The sequence below is a fragment of the Mycobacterium sp. IS-1742 genome, assembly GCF_001500125.1.
In the GTDB taxonomy this organism is placed as follows: domain Bacteria; phylum Actinomycetota; class Actinomycetes; order Mycobacteriales; family Mycobacteriaceae; genus Mycobacterium.
The window spans coordinates 165,716-185,263 of the sequence record NZ_LQIV01000042.1; the positions used below are offsets into that span (position 1 = coordinate 165,716).

A 19,548-nucleotide genomic window follows, 5' to 3' on the forward strand; every position below is an offset into this window, starting at 1 on the left:
GTGTCTTGCGCGGACGCGGCGCCGGGAGCCTGATCTCCGGATAGCCGCGATGAATTCCGCCCTCTCCTGCAGTCTGCTCTTCGTGGGCAAACTCATCTATGGCTTCAACGTGTCGGTGGACGGATACATCGCCGACGCACGAGGCAGCATCGACTGGTCCGATCCGAGCGATGAACTGCACCAGTACTGGAACGACTTCGAACGGGAGACCGCCCTGTCGTTGTACGGGCGGCGGCTCTACGAACTGATGTCCGCGTACTGGCCGACCGCCGACGAGGCCCCGGATGCCACTCCGTTGATCATCGACTACGCCCGCGTCTGGCGCGACATGCCCAAAGTCGTGTTCTCGCACACGCTGGAGTCCGTCGACTGGAACTCCCGTCTGGAACGCGGCGACCCGGTCGAGGTGGTGGGAAAGCTGAAAGCCGAAACCGACGGCCAGATCGAGGTGGCCGGCGCGACGCTGGCCGCGCCGATCGTGCAGGCCGGACTGGTGGACGAATACCGGATGGTGGTCGCGCCCACCCTTGTCGGCGGCGGCACCCCGTTCTTCCCGACGCTGCCGTCGTGGATCTCGCTGCGACTGGTGGAGAACCGCACCTTCCCGGGTGGCACGGTGCTGCTGCGCTACGAGGCGAAACGCGACTGATCGGACGGGCACGAATAATGGCCACGTCGTGTGAACCGTTGGGTGCTGGCCGCACTGCTGCGTCCCCGGCCCCCAGTACGCCGTTGTCCTGTTCGACGAACCGCTGGCCGTGAGTGTCCTCAGAATCCGTACGTGTCCTGGATGCTTACGAACATTCCGTGACCCGTCCGGTCGTTTGTGAACCGTGTACCGTCGGTGCTCGACTCAATAGTCCAACCGTGCAGACGGTAGGTCTGACCGTAAGTCATCACCAGGTCTTGTCCCGTGCCCGCCCCACCGATATTGCCACCGTCTCCGAAGTGAAAATTTCCGGCGGAATCGACAATCGCCGCGTGATAGTGAGTGCCGTAGTCGGTCATGGGCGCCTGCAGGAAACCGATATTGTCGCCGCCCAGAGACGGCGGCCGGCCCGACGCCTCGCAGATTACTGTAGGGCTGTCATTCCCAGTACCCTCGCCGTTCGCAGTGACAGTACAGCGCATCTTGCCGGATTGGGTTTGGACGTAGGTCCCTGCATTGGCACTGGGCAATGCGACGGTTCCGCTGGCGACGGCAAGTGCCACCGCCCCCACGAGTACGGGTATTCGGTGCGCCATAATGCCTCTCTTCTAATGACGGTTGGATTCTGCCGCCGCTAGCAGTAATACGTGGTTGCGATGTCGTAGATCGCTTCGGCGGCGGCAACGGTGTATTTCGGACCTTCTCCGAAGGAGATGCTTTCGATGGTGTTCCGTCGGAGAGCACCCCTATAGACGTGGCCGCAGATCCATATCGCGATGTCCGCTGCCTCATCCTCGCTGTAGAACTTGTCGCGCACCGGGCATAACGGGTCCATCTGCGTCCTGTCGATGCACCTCGGCGGACGCTCGTACACCAGTAACCCAGAGTTCTCAAGCGCATCCATATAGGAGTAGTAGTCGGCATGGGCCGGGCTGGCAAGGAGAACTTGACCTGCGAGCGCCGCAATGATGGCGATGATCTTTATCATCGGTTTTGCGCTCTCTACGAGATGGGTGGTGGCGGATCGAGCATCTGCACCCGAGACCCGTCCCAGTGGTATCGAACGCTGAAGGTGGTGCCGTCATCACATGCCGTGCAGGACTTGCCGACCCGATAGTTCAACACCACGGTGTCGTCCGTCGAGGCCGCACGGTTCAGACTTATAAAGGCGTAATCCCGGGATGTGCCGGTACCGAGAAAGGTCCCGCGATTGAACATGAGCGCCTGCATTGGCGAGCTTCCTGTCGCTCCTTCAATGGTGATGAGGACGGTGGACAGATCAGCGCATGGGTCGTAGTTGCTGGCGGGTTCGAAAACGTAGGGACTCCAACGAGCATCGGTCTTTGAGGCGATCTGGGGAGGTGGCATTTGAGAAAGCGCAGATCGCACGGCCGTTGCCCGGTCCGGGCCGCATCCTGATGCTGGGGCGGCCTCAGCCCGAGGCACACCTCCCGCCGCGAGTGACGCCGCGACGCCAGCGGCAACTAGCAATGTGCTGACTCGACTCATGCCCCTAAACCCCCATGTCCGCCGCTGCAGCTCGGGCGGGCTGCTAGTTAGCAGCGCCGCAAGGCGTCCCTAGGCCTATTGCCAGCAAAACCGCCACATAAACGCTCGGCGCGTACAGCGTGTACTGGTAGCACTGCGGCGGTCTGAGTGCTGGCCACCAACCTCCGACGTTGAACTCGCTACTAAGGCGTCAGATGGTGCTGATCTCGCAGCGATCATGGAGTACGAGTCCTATCATCAGCGGCCATAAGACAGTGCGTTCAACGCCAAATCCCTGGGTTGCATAAAGTGAGCGACGAAGATATCCCGTCGGTGGTTTCAATGCAGGAGCCGCCTTACTTCTACGTGCGCGAGAAGGCATCAGCCGCGGCTCATCACTGGGACTACCTCAATGACCGAGCCGACGAGGCGCTGTGCGGTCACGGGTACTGCGATCCCATCACGCTCGGCGAGGTACCACGCCCCAAAGCGGTGTGTAGGGCCTGCCAAGCGCGCTTACCCCAATACCACGCAGTGTGGTGGTCCGAGCGAGCCCGGACCGCCTACTCGGAGCTCGAAGAGTTGCGCGCAAAGTACAACAAGCTTGAGGAGCATTCGAACAACCAGCGGATACACCTCTCGGTCCTGCAAAAGAAGATGCAAGACCTGAATCGGGGCGGGCACGATCCCAACTCCCATGTAATTCAGCGCCCAGGTCAGAAGAAGTCGGCGCCCGCGAAAAGTTCGAGAAACAAGCCCACCCGAGAAGACAAGAAAAGGCAGCCGCCAAGGCAACTAGTGTCGCCTTTTGCGAGGCAGCTCGGAATCCCATCGGTGAGTAGGGCACAACTTGAGGCCGAGAAAAAGGCCAAGAGCTCGAAGCCGCTTCTCGGCTTCGAACCCGACCCCAAGACACTCCAGAAGCTGCGTACGCCCGAGCGAAAATCGTCGAAGAGCGCCGCCGAGAAAGCCTCTGATGACGCTGCGCGAGAAAGAATGCGTTCCTACAAGCCGAATACCTGGCGACTAGGTCGATCGCCTGGGAGCTACCGCTAGGAAATCGAGAAGCTGCGGCGACTGAACAGTCGACTGCAGGCGCTGTCCAGCGGCATAGGTTGTAACCCTCGAGACGGCCAAGCTGGAGGGCTTCCGCCGGCCCCAGCCGATTACATACATCCTGGAACTGCAGCGCCTCGGTGTGGTCACCGAGGTGCGGCTGTCTGCTTGCCCTGATCGACGAAGAGAACTGACGCGTAGACAGTTCCGGTCCTTCGCTGACCGACTCGCAGCCCACCATACGACGGGAGACAACACCGAAGATCCTGACGGGGAATCTTGACGCAAAAGAAAACCGGCCAGGGCTTGTGACCCTGGCCGGTTGTCTTGTGGAGCTGCCGGGAATCGAACCCGGGTCCTACGGCATGTCCTCGAGGCTTCTCCGTGCGCAGTTCGCTATGTCTCTACTCGGATCTCCTGATCACGCGAACAAGTCAGGATGACGATCCCAGTCGCTGTTTGATGTCCCTTCAGGTCCCGCGACCGGACCTGAAGGTGGGTCCCTCTAGCTGACGCCAGGGTCCGGGCCGAGGGCGCTCCCGGTCTGACGGACTAGCTTCGCTTAGGCAGCGAGAGCGTAGTCGCGCTGATTGGTATCGGCGCTTAATTGGTTGCAACGACGCTTACGGTGGTCTCTTGCCTGCACCGGCACGCTTCCCTTGATTCGATGCGCGAAGTCGAAACCGTTCAGCCCCTCGCATCCCCGCCGACCTTCGGCAGGAAAATCCATGGTACGCGAGCGACAACGTCGCCCTCCACCCCTTTGTTCCGCGGCGCGTCACCCCCGCAGAATCGCCTCCTGACGTGTCGCGGACAGCACGTCACTCAGACCGCTCATCGGCACCGCCCGCCCGAACAGATGCCCCTGGGCCATCCGGCATCCCGCGGCGAACACCGTGTCGGCCTGCTCGGGGTACTCGATCCCCTCGGCGATCACGTCGAGACCCAGCGCATCGCACAGTCCGATCACCGAGCGGTAGAGCGCCACGTCGCGCTCGGGTTCTCCGCCGACGACGAGGCTGCGGTCGAGTTTGACCACGTCGATCGGCAACGCGTGCAGATAGTTGAGCGAGTTGAAACCGGCACCGAAGTCATCCAGGGCGACCTGGACGCCGACCGAGCGCATCCGCCTGATGGCAGCCGCCCCCTTCGACAGGTCGACGATCGGAACGGTTTCGGTGATCTCGAGCACGAGTCGCTCCGGCTCGATCCCGTACCGCTCGAGTGACCGCACCACCCGCTGCTCGAAATCGCGGTTGCCCAACCGTGCTGCGCCGATGTTGACGTGAAGGGCGATGTCGAGCCCGGCCGCCTCCACCTCGCGGCAGGCCAGGTCCAGCACCATGGCGTCGAGCGCTCCGCCCAGGCCGGCGCCTTCGGCCACCGCGACGAAGGTCTCCGGCGAGATCTGCATCCCGTTCGGCGCGGTCCACCGCGCCAGGGCCTCGACGGCGACCGGAGTGGCGTGCGGCAGCGTGACCACCGGCTGGTAGGCCAGGCTGAACCCCTTCGGTACCCCGCCGTCCGCATGCCGCAGCGCACTCGGGAAGTCGACCGACACCCCCGACGACGGCCGGTAGACCACCGCGGTGTCCTTGCCCAGCCGCTTCCCGGCGTACATCGAGATGTCGGCCTGGCGCAGCAGATCGTCCGACGTCGGATTCGGTTCGTCGGCCGAGGGCCGGACCAGTCCCATGCTCGCCCGCACCCGCACCGACGAGCCGTGCACGGCGAACGGATCCCGCAGCGCCACCCGGAGTTTGTCCGCGACGACTTCGGGCGCCTCATGCTCCCCTTCGACCAGGATCGCGAACTCGTCTCCGCCGATGCGCGCGAGCGTGTCCGACGGTCCGACGCACTGGCGAAGCCGCTCGCCCACCGCGCAGAGCAGATCGTCACCTGCGGCGTGACCGAATTGGTCGTTGACCTCTTTGAAGTCGTCGATGTCGACGAAGATCAGCACGAATTTGCCGTCGTGCATCGCCTCGTCGAGCCGTTTGGCGAACAGCACCCGGTTGGGCAGTCCGGTGAGCGGGTCGTGGTGCACCTGGTGCGCCAGCCGGCGTTGCGCCTCGTAGAGCTGACGGGTCAACAGTCGCTGCGCCCGCATCGCGACCACCTGCCGGGCGGTGACCAGAGCGATCATCGTCACCGCCACGGCGATCACCGCGGTGGGCATCTCCTTCCCGATCAGCAGGTGGTAGGACAGCAAGCCGATGATGCACAGGAACCCGATGTAGGGCAGGAAGGCCTGCAGCCAGTCCATCGCCTCCTCACCGCGGCCGGTCAACGGCGTCGGTCGCACTTCGATGACGGCGAAGAAGATGATGAGCGGGCCGAGGGTGAAACCGACGCCGCCCCAGAGGTCACCTGATTCCACCCCGACCGTCCGTAGATAGGCGACCAGCCGGTCCGACGCGGCAATGGTCAGCACCCCGCCGGCGAGGAGCAGATAGTTCACGCGGTCAGGCCGGTCGCGCCGGTAGGCCATCGCCATCAGCGCCGCAACCACCACGACCGCAAGCTCCAGCAGCGAATAGGCGACCACCACCGTCACGTTCTGGGACCGGGGTAGCGCCGCACCGGTCATCGCGCCCAGGCCCGCGATGAACGCCAGGATCGCGAAGGCCGACGCCGCCACGAGACCGTCGAGCATCGCCACGACCCGTGAATGCCGCAACCCGCTGTGCCGACCCCGCAGTCCTCCCCCGCCGCGGGCCAGCACGATCATCGCGGCCAGTGACAGCACCGGCGGCAGGAAGTAGGCGACGACAGCTACCGGCGGGGCATGCTCACCACCAGTTCCGCCACCACCGAGGAACCACGCCACCTCGGCGACCAGCCAGCTGCCCATCGCGGCCATCACCAGCAAGCGCCACCACCGCGCGACCCCCGCGGTTCGCCGCGCGACCAGCACTGCGGCGATCAGCGCCGCGATGCCGACCGTGGCCTGCATCGCGGCGGCCGCCCAGCGGGCGACCTCGTCGCCTAACAGCGCAAGCGCGTTCACCCACGCCAGCACCGCCACGACGGCAAAGATCACGAGGCGCCACTGCGCACTCTTGACGGACACAGACCCCCCGCAGTTTGCTGGCAATCAGACCTATGATGCCACGGCAACGCGTTCGGACCGCACGCGAACGGACGAGGCCGTCACAGGTACTTTCGATCCGGGCAAAGCATGGAACGACGGTCTACCCGGCCGCGATCATCGCGACGGCGCCGAGAGCCAGGGCCATACCGAGCGCCTGCCAGCGCGTCACCCGCTCCCGCAGGACGACGATCGCCAGGAGAACCGTCGCCGCCGGGTAGAGCGACATCAACACGCCGGACAACGACAACAGCGACGCCTGCAGCGCGAGCAGCATGGCCACGTTCGCCCCGGTGTCGAGCACGCCGGCCAGCACCGCCAGCTTGAGCGGCACCCCGGTGGGCGCCTTCATCTGTCTGGTGACAGCGGCGATCGCCACCACCAGAACGGTCGCCGCCACCCGCGCGAACACCAGCGGCCAGAGCCCGGCCTCCGGTGGCGCGCGGTCGATCAGCACGAAGTTCAAACCGAACGCCAGCCCCGCCCCGACCGTCAACCAGGCGACGGTCTTCGTGAACCGGTGCACGCGGACGTCCTCGTCGGTCGCTTCGCGGCTGACCAGGACGACGGCGACCAGCGCGACCACGATGCCGACCGTCGCGATGATCCCCGGGCGCTCCCCCAGCGTCAGTCCGACACCGATCGGCAGAGCGGCCACGAGCACGGCGGTCAGCGGCGACACCACGGAGATCGGGCCCGCGCCCAGTGCGGCGTAGAACCACCACACGCCGAGTCCCTGCGACAGCCCGCTGAGCGCACCCCAGACGACCGCATCGGGCGAGATCGACCCGCCGACGGCCACGGCCAACACGGTGAGCAACACCATTGCGACCGGGTAGGAAATCAGCACCACGCGCAGTGCGGCGACCCGTCGCGCGGCGATCCCCCCGACGAAGTCACTGACCCCGTAGCCGGCCGCCGACGCCAGCGCGAACAGGATCCCTATCAGGACATGCCCTTGGCCCGGCGCCCCAGCTCGCGGACGACCTCACGCTCGGCGTCGCGACGGGCCAGGTCCTGGCGTTTGTCGTGGGCCTGCTTACCGCGCGCGAGCGCCAGCTCGACCTTGACCTTGCCGCCGGAGAAGTACAGCGACAGCGGTACGAGGGTCAGGTTGCCGTCGCGGATCTTGCCCACCAGCTGATCGATCTGCTTGCGGTGCAGCAGCAGCTTGCGGTTGCGCCGCGGTGCGTGGTTGGTCCAGGTGCCGTGGTGATACTCCGGGATGTGCAAATTGCGCAGCCAGATCTCGCCGTCGTCGACGGTGGCGAACGCGTCGGCCAGCGACGCCTGCCCGTCGCGCAGACTCTTCACCTCGGTGCCCATCAGGGCGATGCCCGCCTCGTAGGTGTCGAGGATCGCGTAGTTGTGCCGCGCCCTGCGGTTACTGGCGACGACCTGGTTGTTGCGGTCCTTGGTCGCCCCGGCCTTGCCGGCCTTCTTGGCTGCCACGCCCTACCTTCGCACGTACAGGCGCAGTGTGACGTATGCGGTGACACCGGCCATGGCCACGCCCACGATCAACAGGATCGGTGAGATGTAGAGGATGTCCGCGAAGTCGATCCGGGCGATCAGGTTGGCTTGATAGAACTGGTTGAGCGCGTTGTCCAGAAAGGCCGCCCGCACCACCACCAGTCCGACGATCGCGATGACGACGCCGATCAGGGCGGCGAGCATCGCCTCCAACAGGAACGGCAACTGGGTGTACCAGCGGCTGGCGCCCACCAACCGCATGATGCCGACCTCCGTGCGCCGGGTGTACGCCGCGACCTGCACCATGTTGGCGATCAGCAGCACCGCGCCGATGGCCTGAACCAGAGCCACGGCGAACGCCGCATTGCTCAACCCGTCGAGCACCGCGAACAACCGGTCGACCAGGTCCTTCTGGTTCTGCACCCCTTGGACCCCGGGTTGTCCGACCATCGCCTTGTCGAACTCCTGGTGTTGCTCGGGATCGACCAGCTTCACCACGAACGACGCCGGGAACGCGTCCTTGCCCGCGACGTCCTTGTACTGCGGGAACTTTCGGATGGCGTCGTCGTAGGCGTCGTCGCGGTTGAGGAACACGACGGACTGGACGTCGTTTCTCTCCTCCAGCTGCGTGCGCAGACCCTGACACGGGTCGGCATCACACGTCGGATCGCTCGCCGAGACCTCCGGGGTCAGGAACACCTGACTCTCCACCCGGTCCAGGTAGATGTCCTTGGAGTTGTCGGCCAACCGCACGATCAGCAGACCACCGCCGAGCAGGCCGATGGAGATCGCGGTCGTCAGGATCATCGCCACCGTCATCGTGACGTTGCGACGAAGCCCGGTCAGGACCTCATTGATCAGAAACCCAAAGCGCACTTAGCGATCCATTCCGTAGACACCGCGCTGCTCGTCGCGGACCAGGCGGCCCAACTCGAGTTCGAGAACGCGTTGGCGCATCGAGTCGACGATGTGATGGTCGTGGGTGGCCATCAGCACGGTCGTTCCCGTGCGGTTGATCCGCTCCAGCAGATCCATGATGTCCTTACTCGTCTCCGGGTCGAGGTTCCCGGTCGGCTCGTCGGCCAGCAACACCAGCGGCCGGTTCACGAACGCCCGGGCGATCGCCACGCGCTGCTGCTCGCCGCCGGACAGTTCGGCGGGCAGACGGCTGGCCTTGCCGGACAACCCGACCATCTCGAGCACTTCGGGCACCACCCGGTTGATCACCTCCGACCGCTTCCCGATGACCTCGAGCGCGAACGCGACGTTCTCGAAGACCGTCTTCTGCTGCAGCAGCCGGAAGTCCTGGAACACGCAGCCCATCACCTGCCGCAGGCCGGGGATGTGCCGGCCGGGGAGCTTGTTGACGTGGAACTTCGACACCCGGATGTCGCCGGAGGTCGGCGTGTCCTCGGCGAGCAGCAGGCGCATGAACGTCGACTTGCCCGATCCGGACGGCCCGATGAGGAACACGAATTCACCCTTGTCGATCTGCAGCGACACGTTGTCCAGCGCGGGCCGCGCCGAGGACTTGTACTGCTTGGTCACGTGGTCGAGGGTGATCATCACGGCTCGCCAGTGTAGCGGGGCGTCACCCCGCGGCCGGTTACGGCAGTGGCAGCGGCAGCCCGGGCACCGGCGGCGGTACCGGCTCGGACGCCGGTGTCTGGGTGATCGTTCGCGGTGGCAGCAAACCGGGGCCGTCGGGGTCGATCACCGTCGTCGTCGGCGACGGCGGCGTCGAGGTCGTCGGCGTGGTGGTCGTGGTCTCCGTCGGGCTCGTGGTCGTCGGCGCCGTGGTCGTCGTCGTACGCGGCGGGCGCGACGTGGTCGTCACCGGTGCCTCGACCTGGGTGCGGGGGACCCAGGTGTAGTCGGGGTCGGGTACGAACCCGGGTGGCACGACCTGCTGGGCGGGGTTCTGCGCGGGCTGAGCCGGTGGCTCGTAGACCTGATACAGCCAGAACAGCGCGATGAACGCCACGATGAGGCCCAGCGTGGAGGTGCGCACCCGGCCTCCCGGCATGTACCGCGGCCACACCCGTTGCTCGTTCTGCATATGGCGCAGCAGCCGTCGCAGGATCACTGCCTGGACTCCGCCGAGCGGCTCTGCTGTGGGGCTTCCCCGTGACCGGCGATCGTGTCGACCCTCGGGGTGTGGTCCTTGGTGGCGATGCCGGCGTTGTTCAGCGCGGCGATGATGCGGATCCGCAGACGGCGGCCGACCTCGAACTGTTTACCCGGCAAGGTGCGCGCCACCATCCGCAAGTTGACCGTGTCGACCTCGATGCTCTCGACACCCATCAGCTGCGGGGTGTCGAGCAGCAGCGCGCTCAGCTTGGAATCGTCCATCGCGTTCTCGCCCACCCGGTGGAGCAGCTCGTTGACGTTGTTGAGGTCCGCTGTCGTGGGCACCGGGATGTCGACGACCGCCCGCGCCCAGTCCTTGGACATGTTCAACGAGCGGACGATGTTGCCGTTGGGGACCGTGAACACCTCGCCCTCGCTGGTGCGCAGTTTGGTCACGCGCAGCGTGACCTCTTCGACGGTGCCCTCGGCGGCGTCCGTCGCGCCGACCATGTTCAGCTGCACCAGGTCGCCGAAGCCGTACTGGCGTTCGGTGATGATGAAGAACCCGGCCAAAAGGTCCTGGACGAGCTTCTGGGCGCCGAAGCCCAGCGCCGCGCCGAGGACGGCCGCGGGAGCGACCAGCGACCCGACGGGAATGTTGAGCACCGCGGTGATCTGCACGCCGACCACGACGAACAGCACCGCGATCGACACCCACGAGATCACCGACGCCACCGCCTGCCGGTGTTTGGCGCTCTCGGAACGCACCAGCTGATCGCTCTCCTGGTACTCGGCGTCGATGCGCCGCGTCACCCGGCGCGCCACCCAGTTGATGAACCGGGCACCGAGCAGCGCCCCGATCACCAGGAGCGCGATCTGCAGACCCCGGGTCATCACCCAGATGCCGATGTCGCCGTGCCAGAAGTCGTGCCATCCCTCGGCGAACCCGATCGCCAGCGTCGCGCTACTCGTCATCGCGCCGGTTCCGCCAGCGGATCCCGGCCTCGAGGAATCCGTCGATGTCACCGTCGAGGACCGAGGTGGGGTTGCCGACCTCGTACTCGGTGCGCAAGTCCTTGACCATCTGATAGGGGTGCAGCACGTAGGAGCGCATCTGGTTGCCCCACGAACTGCCGCCGTCGCCCTTGAGCGCGTCGAGTTCCGCGCGCTCCTCCTGCCGCTTGCGCTCGAGTAGTTTCGCCTGCAGCACACGCATCGCCGCGACCTTGTTCTGCAGCTGGGACTTCTCGTTCTGGCAGGTGACGACGATGCCGGTGGGGATGTGTGTGAGGCGGACCGCCGAGTCGGTGGTGTTCACCGACTGCCCGCCCGGCCCGCTGGAGCGGTACACGTCGACGCGCAGATCCGTCTCCGGGATCTCGATGTGGTCGGTCGTCTCGGTGACCGGGAGCACCTCGACATCGGCGAACGACGTCTGGCGGCGGCCCTGGTTGTCGAACGGGCTGATGCGCACCAGCCGGTGGGTGCCCTGCTCCACCGACAGGGTGCCGTAGGCGTAGGGCGCGTGCACCGCGAAGGTCGCGCTCTTGATGCCCGCCTCTTCGGCGTAGGAGGTGTCGAACACCTCGACCGGGTACTTGTGCTGTTCGGCCCAGCGGACGTACATCCGCATCAGCATTTCGGCCCAGTCGGCGGCGTCCACACCGCCCGCGCCGGACCTGATGGTGACGACGGCCTCGCGTTCGTCGTATTCGCCGGACAGAAGGGTGCGGACCTCCATCGCCTCGATGTCTTCGCGCAGCTTGGCGAGTTCGGCGTTGGCTTCCTCGAGGGCCTCGGCGACTTCCTCTGCGCCACCCTCTTCGTCGGCGAGCTCGTAGAGCACCGGGAGGTCGTCGACGCGCTGGCGGAGTTCCTCCACCCGGCGCAGTTCACCCTGCGCGTGCGACAGCTCGCTGGTCACCTTCTGGGCGCGGCTCTGGTCATCCCACAGATTCGGGTCGGAGGCCTCTTGTTCGAGCTTCTCGATCCGGTTCCGCAAACCGTCGACGTCGAGCACCCGCTCCACCGTCGTAAGGGTGGCGTCGAGGGCGGCGATGTCGGCTTGGCGGTCGGGATCCACGGAGATTCAGGGTACCGGCCGCGGCGTGGCCGGTCGCGGGCCCGCCCGCGGCACCGGCGAGTTCGTCGCGACTTGCCCTCGGCGTGGAGCCGTCGCGTTTAGAGTCGGACTGGTAACCAGCCCGATCGCGTCGCGACAGCCCCTTGCGCGTGGCCGGGCAGCGACAGAAGGCACCCTCATATGCCCCAGCAGCGCCCGTATCACGTGGCGATCGTCGGTTCCGGCCCGTCCGGCTACTTCGCCGCTTCCTCCCTGCTCAAGTTCGCCGACAGCGACGACGCGGACCGCGACGTGCGTGTCGACATGCTCGAGATGCTGCCCACTCCGTGGGGTCTCGTGCGTTCCGGGGTGGCGCCCGATCATCCGAAGATCAAGTCCATCAGCGCACAGTTCGACAAGACCTCGAACGACCCGCGCTTCCGCTTCTTCGGCAACATCGCGGTCGGCGAGCTTGTCCACCCCGACGAGTTGGCCGACCGGTACGACGCGGTGGTGTACGCGGTGGGCGCGCAGTCCGACCGCTCCCTGAACATCCCGGGCGAGGACCTGCCCGGCAGCGTCGCAGCCGTCGACTTCGTCGGTTGGTACAACGCCCATCCGCACTTCGAGCAGATGGGGCCGGACCTGTCGACGGGCCGCGCGATCGTGGTGGGCAACGGCAACGTGGCCCTCGACGTCGCGCGCATCCTCGTCACCGATCCCGAAGCGCTGGCCAGCACCGACATCGCCGACCATGCGCTCGAATCGCTGCACCGGCGCGGGGTCGAGGAGGTCGTCGTCATCGGCAGGCGCGGCCCGCTGCAGGCCACGTTCACCACGCTCGAGTTGCGCGAACTCGGCGACCTCGAGGGTCTCGGCGACGTCGACGTCATCGTCGACCCCGCCGACTTCGCCGACATCACCGACGAGGACCTCGAGGCGGCCGGCAAGACCGTCAAGCAGAACATCAAGGTGCTGCGCGGTTATGCCGAACGTTCGCCGCGCGGAGCGAGCCGCCGCATCGTGTTCCGGTTCCGCACGTCGCCGATCGAGATCAAGGGCCGCGAGCACGTCGAGTCGATCGTGTTGGGGCGCAACGAACTCGTCACAGACAACGGCCGAGTGGTCGCGAAGGACACCGGCGAACGGGAGGAGCTGCCCGCGCAATTGGTGGTGCGCGCGGTCGGCTACCGCGGCGTGCCGACACCCGGTCTGCCGTTCGACGAGCGCAGCGGCACGATCCCCCACACCGACGGCCGGATCGACGGCAGGCGCAACGAGTACGTGGTCGGGTGGATCAAGCGCGGACCATCGGGCGTCATCGGCAGCAACAAGAAGGACTCCCAGGCGACCGTCGACACGGTCATCGCCGATCTGAGTGGCGCCTCGCTGGCCGAGTTCGGCGACGACCACGCCGACCGGCTGGTCGAGTGGCTGGTGTCCCGGCAACCCAAGCTGGTCACCGACGACCACTGGAAACTGATCGACGAGCACGAACGGTCTGCCGGGGAGACGGCGGGCCGACCGAGGGTGAAGCTGACCAGCGTGGCCGAGCTGCTCCGCATCGGGCACGGCTGACACCGACCGATCAGGTGTGTCGTACCCCCGCGGTACTGTCGAACACATGTTCGATGATGATGGTGAGGCGGCGCTGATCGAGCGGATCGCGACGCTGGAACGGGAGAAGTCGGCGGCCGCGGCCGCGCCCGCGCGGGCCACCGCCCGGCTCGACGAATTGCGTCGCGCCGCGGAGGCGGCGGCCGGGGTACCGGCGCGACAGCGCGGCCGCGGCCTGGCCTCGGAGGTGGCGCTGGCGCGGCGGGACTGCCCGAACAAGGGTGGGCGCCATCTCGGATTCGCCCGGGCCCTGGTCCACGAGATGCCGCACACCCTGGCCGCGCTGGAGTGCGGTGCCCTCTCGGAGTGGCGGGCGACGGTGCTCGTGCGGGAGTCGGCGTGGCTGTCGGTCGAGGACCGGCGCGCGCTGGACGAAGAGATGTGCGCCGACGTGTCGGGGCTGGAAGGCATGGGCGACAGGCGCATCGAGGCCGAGGCGAAAAAGATCGCGTATCGATTGGATCCGCAGGCGGTGGTGGACCGGGCCGCCAAAGCCGCATCCGAGCGCACCGTGACCTGCCGGCCGGCGCCGGACACGATGACCTACCTGACGGCGCTGCTGCCGGTCGCTCAGGGGGTGGCGGTGTACGCAGCGCTCAAGAGGGCGGCCGACACCACGTTCGACGACCGGTCGCGCGGTCAGGTCATGGCCGACACCTTGGTGGAGCGGGTCACCGGGCGACCGGCCGACGTTCCCGTCCCGATAGCGGTGAACCTCGCGATCACCGACGAGACACTCTTCGGCGGTGACGACGTGCCCGCCGACATCGCCGGATACGGACCGGTGCCCGCCTCCGTGGGCCGCCACCTGGTCAACGCCGCGGTGACCGACACGCGGTCGACGGCGACGCTGCGGCGGCTGTACCGCCATCCCCGATCGGGCGCTCTGGTGGCGATGGAGTCACGACAACGGTTATTCCCCACAGGGTTGGCCGCGTTCATCGACCTGCGCGACGGCACCTGCCGCACCCCCTACTGCGACGCGCCGATCCGCCACCGCGACCACGCCGAGCCCGCCCGCCGGGGCGGCCGCACCAGCGCGCACAACGGATTGGGTTTGTGCGAACGCTGCAATTACAGCAAGGAGGCGCCCCGGTGGCGGGTGAGCACGTCGACCGATGAGCAGGGCCGCCATCGCGCAGAGTTCACCACACCGACCGGCGCCCGGTACGCATCCGTGGCTCGGAAACTGCCCGGTGTGACGGTCGTCGACCTCAGCGACCTCGAGGTCAGGATCGGCATCGATCTGGCCGCCGCCGGCCGCCACGCCGCCTAGTTCGGGGGCGGCGGCAGGTGCCCGTCGGGTGGTTCCGGCGGCGCAAAGTTCCAGTTGTCCGGGTTCTTCGGCGAATACACGATGGGAAACAGGGCGCCCATCGTCGGCCAGTTGTTCACGTCGACGGCCATGCGTTGACACACGACGTGCTCGTTGACCGTCGGGCCGTTGATCACACCGGAGATCGTGACGAACTGCTCTCCCGTCACGTCGTTCGGCCGAGGGCTGACGCCGGTCACGAGCAGCGTCCCCTGCGCGAGTTCCCCTCGGGGACCCCGGCTTCGCATGATCCACGGCGCGGCAAGCACGGCGATGGCCCCGATCAACAACAGGAGCACGGCGAATTCCCACACACGGCCATGGTAGGACTTGCAGGCATGAGCACCGGTTCCCCCAGCCTGGCCGACGACCTGGCGTTGGCGTTGCGGCTCGCCGACCACGCCGACGCGGTGACCGTCGACCGGTTCCGCGCACTCGACCTTCGGATCGAGACCAAACCCGACCTGACGCCGGTGACCGACGCTGACCGTTCGGTGGAGAGCGACCTGCGTCAGGCGCTCTCCGGCGAGCGCTGCGACGACGCGGTTCTCGGCGAAGAGTTCGGTGGCACAGCGCTTTTCCGCGGCCGCCAATGGGTGATCGACCCGATCGACGGGACGAAGAACTTCGTGCGCGGCGTCCCGATCTGGGCGACGCTGATCTCGCTTCTGAACGACGGTGTGCCCGTGGTCGGCGTGGTGAGCGCACCCGCCCTGCAGCGGCGCTGGTGGGCGGCCGACGGGCTGGGCGCCTTCGTCGCGGTCGCCGGCGAGTCGCCGCGGAGGCTGTCGGTGTCGAAGGTCGGCGAGTTGAACTCCGCCAGCCTGTCGTTCTCCAGCCTGTCCGGATGGGCGAAACGTGGTCTGCGGGACCGGTTCATCGACCTCACCGACGCCGTCTGGCGGGTCCGGGGGTTCGGCGATTTCCTGTCGTACTGCCTACTGGCCGAGGGCGCGGTGGACATCGCCGCCGAACCCGAGGTGTCCCTGTGGGATCTGGCCGCGATCGACGTCCTGGTGCGCGAAGCCGGGGGCACGTTCACGAACCTCGACGGCGGAGCGGGTCCGCACGGCGGCAGCGTCGTCGCGTCCAACGGCCTGCTCCACGACGCGGCACTGGGCCACCTCGCGGGTTAGCGGGACTTGCCGAGACCCTTGGCCATGAACCGCCCGATCGCCGAGACGGTCCTGCGCCGCGACATCAACCGAGTCTGCGCCAGCAGGAACAACCGGTTGGCGAGTCCGGGCACGACGAGGTGTTTGCGCCCTACTGCCGAAACCACCTCGCGGACAACGTCTTCGGGTTCGGCCATCAGATACCGGGGGTACTGGTCGAGGGCGTCTCCCTGGGTGTTCATCAGCCCGCCGATCATCACGAGAACATCGACGCCGGTGCCGCGCAGTTCGTACCAGAGCGCCTCCCCGAGGGCGATCTGAAACGCCTTGTTCGCCGAGTAGGCGCCGGTGTAGGGCGCGGAGGTCAAACCCGCACCCGACGCGACGATGATGATCGCGCCGCGGCCGCGGCGGCGCATCTGCGTCCCGAAGCGGTGGATCAGGTTCGTATAGCCGCGGGCGTTGATGTCGATCATGCGGCTGTGCGTGTCCAGCGGCATGTCGAGGATCGTCGGCGTGTCCGCCGGGGTGAACATGTGGTTGCACACCAGGACGTCGACGTCGATGCCGGCCACGGCGGCCTCGAGTTCCGAATACGGCGCCGGGCTCCCGAGGTCACAGACGGCCGTGCGCACGTCCACACCGAACCGCGACACCAGTTCGTCGGCTCGCTCATACAAGTCGGCGTCGAGAACGTCCGTCAGGACCAGGTTGAGACCTGCGGCGGCGAGGCGGCGGGCGAAGGCGAACCCGAGGCCCTCGGCGCGGGCGGCGCCGCTGACCAGAGCCCAACCGCCGGCGTAGGCATCGATCGCGGCGGCGTGTCTGCGCATGTGCGGCATTGTGCCGGACCGCGCTTGACAGGTGTGAAGTAGATAACAGGTCGCCCTGACCTTACTCCGGAGTAAGATACGGTCATGGCCATCGCCCCGACAACGTGAGGCAGCTGGAATGACCAACACCCTGCCGTCCAAGAACGGCACATCGGCCCGCCCGAAGCGCACCGATCACGAGAGCGCCGTGGGCCTGCAGCGACACAAGCGGACACCGACGGACATCGGATTGGCGCTGATCACACCGCTGGTGGGCCAGGAGTTCCTCGACCGGTACAACCTGCGCGATCCGCTCAATCGCGGCTTGAAATACGGCGTGAAGCAGGTGTTCTCCGCCGCGGGCGCCTCGACCCGCCAGTTCAAGCGGATCCAGGGCCTCGGCAAGCAGCCCACCCGCCTGACCAGCGCGCCCAAGGGGTCGGACTACTTCGACCTGACCCCCGACGACGACCAGAAGATGATCGTCGAGACCGTCAAGGAGTTCGCCGAGGAGGTTCTGCGCCCGGCCGCTCACGACGCCGACGCCGCAGCCGCCTACCCGCCGGACCTGATCGCGAAGGCCACCGAACTCGGCATCACCGCGGTCAACATCCCCGAGGACTTCGAGGGGATCGCCGAACACCGTTCGACCATCACCAATGCCCTGGTTGCCGAGGCACTCGCCTACGGCGACATGGGTCTGGCCCTGCCGATCCTGGCGCCCGGCGGCGTGGCCGCAGCGCTCACCCACTGGGGCAGCGCCGACCAGCAGGCCACCTACCTGCCCGCTTTCGCCGGAGAGAACGTGCCGCAGGCATGTCTGGCGATCGCCGAACCGCGCCCGTTGTTCGATCCGACCGCACTCAAGACCACGGCGGTCCGCACCCCCGGCGGCTACCGGCTGACCGGGACGAAGTCGCTGGTTCCCGCCGCCGCCGACGCCGAGGTGTTCATCATCGCCGCGCAGCTGGACGGCAAGCCCGCGATGTTCATCGTCGAGTCGGCGTCCGAAGGGCTCACGGTGACCCCCGACCCCAGCATGGGGGTGCGTGCCGCGGCGCTGGGCCGGGTGGAACTCGACAACGTGGCGGTCCCGCTGGGCAACCGGCTCGGCGAGGACGCCGCCGCCGCCGAGGACTACCGCGAGGCGATCGCCCTCTCGCGGCTCGGCTGGGCGGCGCTGGCCGTCGGCACCTCGCACGCCGTGCTCGACTATGTGGTGCCCTACGTCAAGGAGCGTCAGGCGTTCGGCGAGCCGATCGCCCACCGTCAGGCGGTGGCGTTCATGTGCGCCAACATCGCCATCGAACTCGACGGCCTGCGCCTGATCACCTGGCGCGGCGCATCGCGCGCCGAACAGGGTCTGCCCTACGCCCGGGAGGCCGCGCTCGCCAAGCGGCTCGGCACCGACAAGGGCATGCAGATCGGCCTCGACGGCGTCCAGCTGCTCGGGGGTCACGGATACACCAAAGAACATCCCGTCGAACGCTGGTACCGCGATCTGCGCGTGATCGGTGTCGCCGAGGGCGTCGTCGTCCTCTAGGCCGTCCTCTAGGTCGTCTTCTAGTCAGAAACGGATTCGTCATGGCAATCAACCTGGAACTGCCGAAGAAGCTGCACGCCGTCATCGAGAAGGCCCATCAGGGGGCCGCGGAGATGTTGCGGCCGATCTCACGCAAGTACGACCTGCGAGAACACGAGTACCCGGTCGAGCTGGACACGCTCGCCACGCTGTTCGAGGGCATCTCTGAAGCCAACACCATCTCGTTCGCGGGCGCCGAGGCGTTCCGCGACGCCGAGGACGGTCCAAAGGGAAACGTCAACGGCGGCAACATGTCCGCGGTCCTCAACGTCACCGAGATCAGCTGGGGCGACGTCGGTCTGATGCTGTCGGTGCCCCGGCAGGGCCTGGGCAACGCGGCGATCTCCGGGGTCGCGACCGATGAACAGCTCGACCGGCTCGGCAAGGGTGTGTGGGCCGCCATGGCCATCACCGAGCCGGGCTTCGGTTCCGATTCCGCGGCGGTGTCGACGACGGCCCGCCTCGACGGCGACGAGTACGTGATCAACGGCGAGAAGATCTTCGTCACCGCCGGCTCGCGCGCCAGCCACATCGTCGTGTGGGCCACGCTGGACAAGTCGCTGGGGCGCGCGGCGATCAAATCGTTCATCGTGCCGCGCGACCACCCCGGCGTGACCGTCGAGCGACTCGAGGACAAGCTCGGCATCAAGGCCTCCGACACCGCGGTCATCCGCTTCGACAACGCCCGCATCCCGAAGGACAACCTCCTCGGGGACCCCGAGATCCACGTCGAGAAGGGTTTCGCCGGGGTCATGGAGACCTTCGACAACACCCGGCCGGTGGTGGCGGGTATGGCCGTCGGCATCGGGCGCGCCGCGCTCGAGGAGCTGCGCAAGATCCTCACCGACGCCGGCGTCGAGATCTCCTACGACAAGCCCGCACACGCCCAGAGCGCGGCCGCGGCCGAATTCCTTCGGCTGGAGGCCGATTGGGAGGCCGGCTACCTGCTGACCGTGCGCTCGGCCTGGCAGGCCGACAACGCGATCCCGAACTCGAAGGAAGCGTCGATGGCCAAGGCCAAGGCCGCCCGGGTGGGTAGTGACGTCACCCTGAAGGTGGTCGAATTGGCCGGCACCGCAGGGTATTCCGAAGAATCCCTGCTGGAGAAGTGGGCGCGCGACAGCAAGATCCTCGACATCTTCGAGGGCACCCAGCAGATCCAGCAACTCGTGGTGGCCCGCCGCCTGCTCGGCCTGACCTCGGCACAGTTGAAGTAGC

At 66.9% G+C, this 19,548-nt stretch carries 20 protein-coding genes and 1 other RNA gene; 7 read left to right on the plus strand and 14 right to left on the minus strand.

Annotated elements, in window-relative coordinates:
• The first annotated feature begins 82 nt into the window (after positions 1-82).
• On the plus strand, positions 83-649 hold the full coding sequence (locus AU196_RS21365; protein ID WP_059097167.1) for a dihydrofolate reductase family protein: 567 nt from the start codon (positions 83-85) through the stop codon (positions 647-649).
• 119 nt (positions 650-768) lie between these two features.
• On the opposite strand, the gene AU196_RS25675 is transcribed toward AU196_RS21365, so the two are convergent.
• The 3 genes from AU196_RS25675 to AU196_RS25325 form a co-directional block, all read right to left on the minus strand.
• Positions 769-1,212: a hypothetical protein gene (locus AU196_RS25675; RefSeq protein ID WP_157546574.1), complete on the minus strand. Its 444-nt coding sequence runs from the start codon at positions 1,210-1,212 to the stop codon at positions 769-771.
• Positions 1,213-1,283: 71 nt separating this feature from the next.
• The gene (locus tag AU196_RS21375; protein WP_059097071.1) at positions 1,284-1,637 is read right to left on the minus strand and encodes a hypothetical protein; all 354 of its coding nucleotides are present in this window, start codon (positions 1,635-1,637) and stop codon (positions 1,284-1,286) included.
• A 14-nt stretch (positions 1,638-1,651) separates the two neighbouring features.
• On the minus strand, positions 1,652-2,017 hold the full coding sequence (locus AU196_RS25325) for an LppP/LprE family lipoprotein (RefSeq protein ID WP_197415861.1): 366 nt from the start codon (positions 2,015-2,017) through the stop codon (positions 1,652-1,654).
• Between the two features lie 429 nt (positions 2,018-2,446).
• On the opposite strand from AU196_RS25325, the gene AU196_RS25680 reads away from it, so the two are divergent.
• A complete protein-coding gene (locus AU196_RS25680; RefSeq protein ID WP_157546576.1) occupies positions 2,447-3,193 on the plus strand; it encodes a hypothetical protein in 747 nt (248 codons plus the stop codon).
• A gap of 327 nt (positions 3,194-3,520) precedes the next feature.
• Here AU196_RS25680 and ssrA read toward each other — a convergent pair.
• The 9 genes from ssrA to prfB form a co-directional block, all read right to left on the minus strand.
• Positions 3,521-3,888: a transfer-messenger RNA gene (gene ssrA / locus AU196_RS25330) on the minus strand.
• An 83-nt stretch (positions 3,889-3,971) separates the two neighbouring features.
• Positions 3,972-6,266: a putative bifunctional diguanylate cyclase/phosphodiesterase gene (locus tag AU196_RS21385; protein ID WP_197415862.1), complete on the minus strand. Its 2,295-nt coding sequence runs from the start codon at positions 6,264-6,266 to the stop codon at positions 3,972-3,974.
• A 121-nt stretch (positions 6,267-6,387) separates the two neighbouring features.
• Positions 6,388-7,233, minus strand: a complete 846-nt coding sequence (locus AU196_RS21390) for a DMT family transporter (RefSeq protein ID WP_082695824.1) — start codon at positions 7,231-7,233, stop codon at positions 6,388-6,390.
• Entirely contained in the window at positions 7,230-7,736 is a 507-nt protein-coding gene (gene smpB, locus AU196_RS21395) for an SsrA-binding protein SmpB (RefSeq protein WP_059097075.1), read from the minus strand. The genes AU196_RS21390 and smpB overlap by 4 nt, the downstream gene beginning before the upstream one ends.
• A 3-nt stretch (positions 7,737-7,739) precedes the next feature.
• Positions 7,740-8,633, minus strand: a complete 894-nt coding sequence (gene ftsX, locus AU196_RS21400) for a permease-like cell division protein FtsX (protein WP_059097076.1) — start codon at positions 8,631-8,633, stop codon at positions 7,740-7,742.
• Complete coding sequence (gene ftsE / locus AU196_RS21405; RefSeq protein WP_059097168.1) at positions 8,634-9,323, minus strand: cell division ATP-binding protein FtsE; 690 nt, start codon at positions 9,321-9,323, stop codon at positions 8,634-8,636.
• Between the two features lie 40 nt (positions 9,324-9,363).
• On the minus strand, positions 9,364-9,843 hold the full coding sequence (locus AU196_RS21410; protein ID WP_059097077.1) for an Rv3103c family proline-rich protein: 480 nt from the start codon (positions 9,841-9,843) through the stop codon (positions 9,364-9,366).
• Entirely contained in the window at positions 9,840-10,802 is a 963-nt protein-coding gene (locus AU196_RS21415) for a mechanosensitive ion channel family protein (RefSeq protein WP_059097078.1), read from the minus strand. The genes AU196_RS21410 and AU196_RS21415 overlap by 4 nt, the downstream gene beginning before the upstream one ends.
• Positions 10,792-11,910: a peptide chain release factor 2 gene (prfB, locus tag AU196_RS21420; protein WP_059097079.1), complete on the minus strand. Its 1,119-nt coding sequence runs from the start codon at positions 11,908-11,910 to the stop codon at positions 10,792-10,794. The genes AU196_RS21415 and prfB overlap by 11 nt, the downstream gene beginning before the upstream one ends.
• Before the next feature lie 180 nt (positions 11,911-12,090).
• Here prfB and AU196_RS21425 point away from each other — a divergent pair, with 180 nt between their 5' ends.
• On the plus strand, positions 12,091-13,467 hold the full coding sequence (locus AU196_RS21425) for an FAD-dependent oxidoreductase (RefSeq protein WP_059097080.1): 1,377 nt from the start codon (positions 12,091-12,093) through the stop codon (positions 13,465-13,467).
• 46 nt (positions 13,468-13,513) lie between these two features.
• Positions 13,514-14,782 carry an HNH endonuclease gene (locus tag AU196_RS21430; RefSeq protein WP_059097081.1) on the plus strand — a complete coding sequence of 423 codons (1,269 nt, stop codon included), beginning with the start codon at positions 13,514-13,516 and terminating at the stop codon, positions 14,780-14,782.
• Here AU196_RS21430 and AU196_RS21435 read toward each other — a convergent pair.
• Positions 14,779-15,135 (minus strand): hypothetical protein, encoded by a 357-nt coding sequence (locus AU196_RS21435; protein ID WP_059097082.1) that lies wholly within the window; start codon positions 15,133-15,135, stop codon positions 14,779-14,781. The genes AU196_RS21430 and AU196_RS21435 overlap by 4 nt on opposite strands.
• A 24-nt stretch (positions 15,136-15,159) precedes the next feature.
• Between AU196_RS21435 and hisN the strand changes: the two genes are divergently transcribed.
• The gene (gene hisN / locus AU196_RS21440) at positions 15,160-15,957 is read left to right on the plus strand and encodes a histidinol-phosphatase (RefSeq protein WP_059097083.1); all 798 of its coding nucleotides are present in this window, start codon (positions 15,160-15,162) and stop codon (positions 15,955-15,957) included.
• On the opposite strand, the gene AU196_RS21445 is transcribed toward hisN, so the two are convergent.
• Entirely contained in the window at positions 15,954-16,769 is an 816-nt protein-coding gene (locus tag AU196_RS21445) for an SDR family NAD(P)-dependent oxidoreductase (protein WP_197415863.1), read from the minus strand. The two genes, hisN and AU196_RS21445, sit on opposite strands and share 4 nt — an antisense overlap.
• 118 nt (positions 16,770-16,887) lie before the next feature.
• Here AU196_RS21445 and AU196_RS21450 point away from each other — a divergent pair, with 118 nt between their 5' ends.
• Positions 16,888-18,291 (plus strand): acyl-CoA dehydrogenase family protein, encoded by a 1,404-nt coding sequence (locus tag AU196_RS21450; protein ID WP_059097085.1) that lies wholly within the window; start codon positions 16,888-16,890, stop codon positions 18,289-18,291.
• 41 nt (positions 18,292-18,332) lie between these two features.
• Entirely contained in the window at positions 18,333-19,547 is a 1,215-nt protein-coding gene (locus tag AU196_RS21455) for an acyl-CoA dehydrogenase family protein (protein WP_059097086.1), read from the plus strand.
• Position 19,548: the final 1 nt, after the last annotated feature.

Coding starts and splice junctions, on each gene's coding strand:
- AU196_RS21375 (WP_059097071.1), bottom strand. CDS start 1,637: ATGATAAAGATCATCGCCATCATTGCGGCGCTCGCAGGTCAAGTTCTC.
- AU196_RS25325 (WP_197415861.1), bottom strand. CDS start 2,017: ATGCCACCTCCCCAGATCGCCTCAAAGACCGATGCTCGTTGGAGTCCC.
- ftsE (WP_059097168.1), bottom strand. CDS start 9,323: ATGATCACCCTCGACCACGTGACCAAGCAGTACAAGTCCTCGGCGCGG.
- AU196_RS21415 (WP_059097078.1), bottom strand. CDS start 10,802: ATGACGAGTAGCGCGACGCTGGCGATCGGGTTCGCCGAGGGATGGCAC.
- AU196_RS21425 (WP_059097080.1), top strand. CDS start 12,091: ATGCCCCAGCAGCGCCCGTATCACGTGGCGATCGTCGGTTCCGGCCCG.
- AU196_RS21430 (WP_059097081.1), top strand. CDS start 13,514: ATGTTCGATGATGATGGTGAGGCGGCGCTGATCGAGCGGATCGCGACG.
- hisN (WP_059097083.1), top strand. CDS start 15,160: ATGAGCACCGGTTCCCCCAGCCTGGCCGACGACCTGGCGTTGGCGTTG.
- AU196_RS21445 (WP_197415863.1), bottom strand. CDS start 16,769: ATGCGCAGACACGCCGCCGCGATCGATGCCTACGCCGGCGGTTGGGCT.
- AU196_RS21450 (WP_059097085.1), top strand. CDS start 16,888: ATGACCAACACCCTGCCGTCCAAGAACGGCACATCGGCCCGCCCGAAG.
- AU196_RS21455 (WP_059097086.1), top strand. CDS start 18,333: ATGGCAATCAACCTGGAACTGCCGAAGAAGCTGCACGCCGTCATCGAG.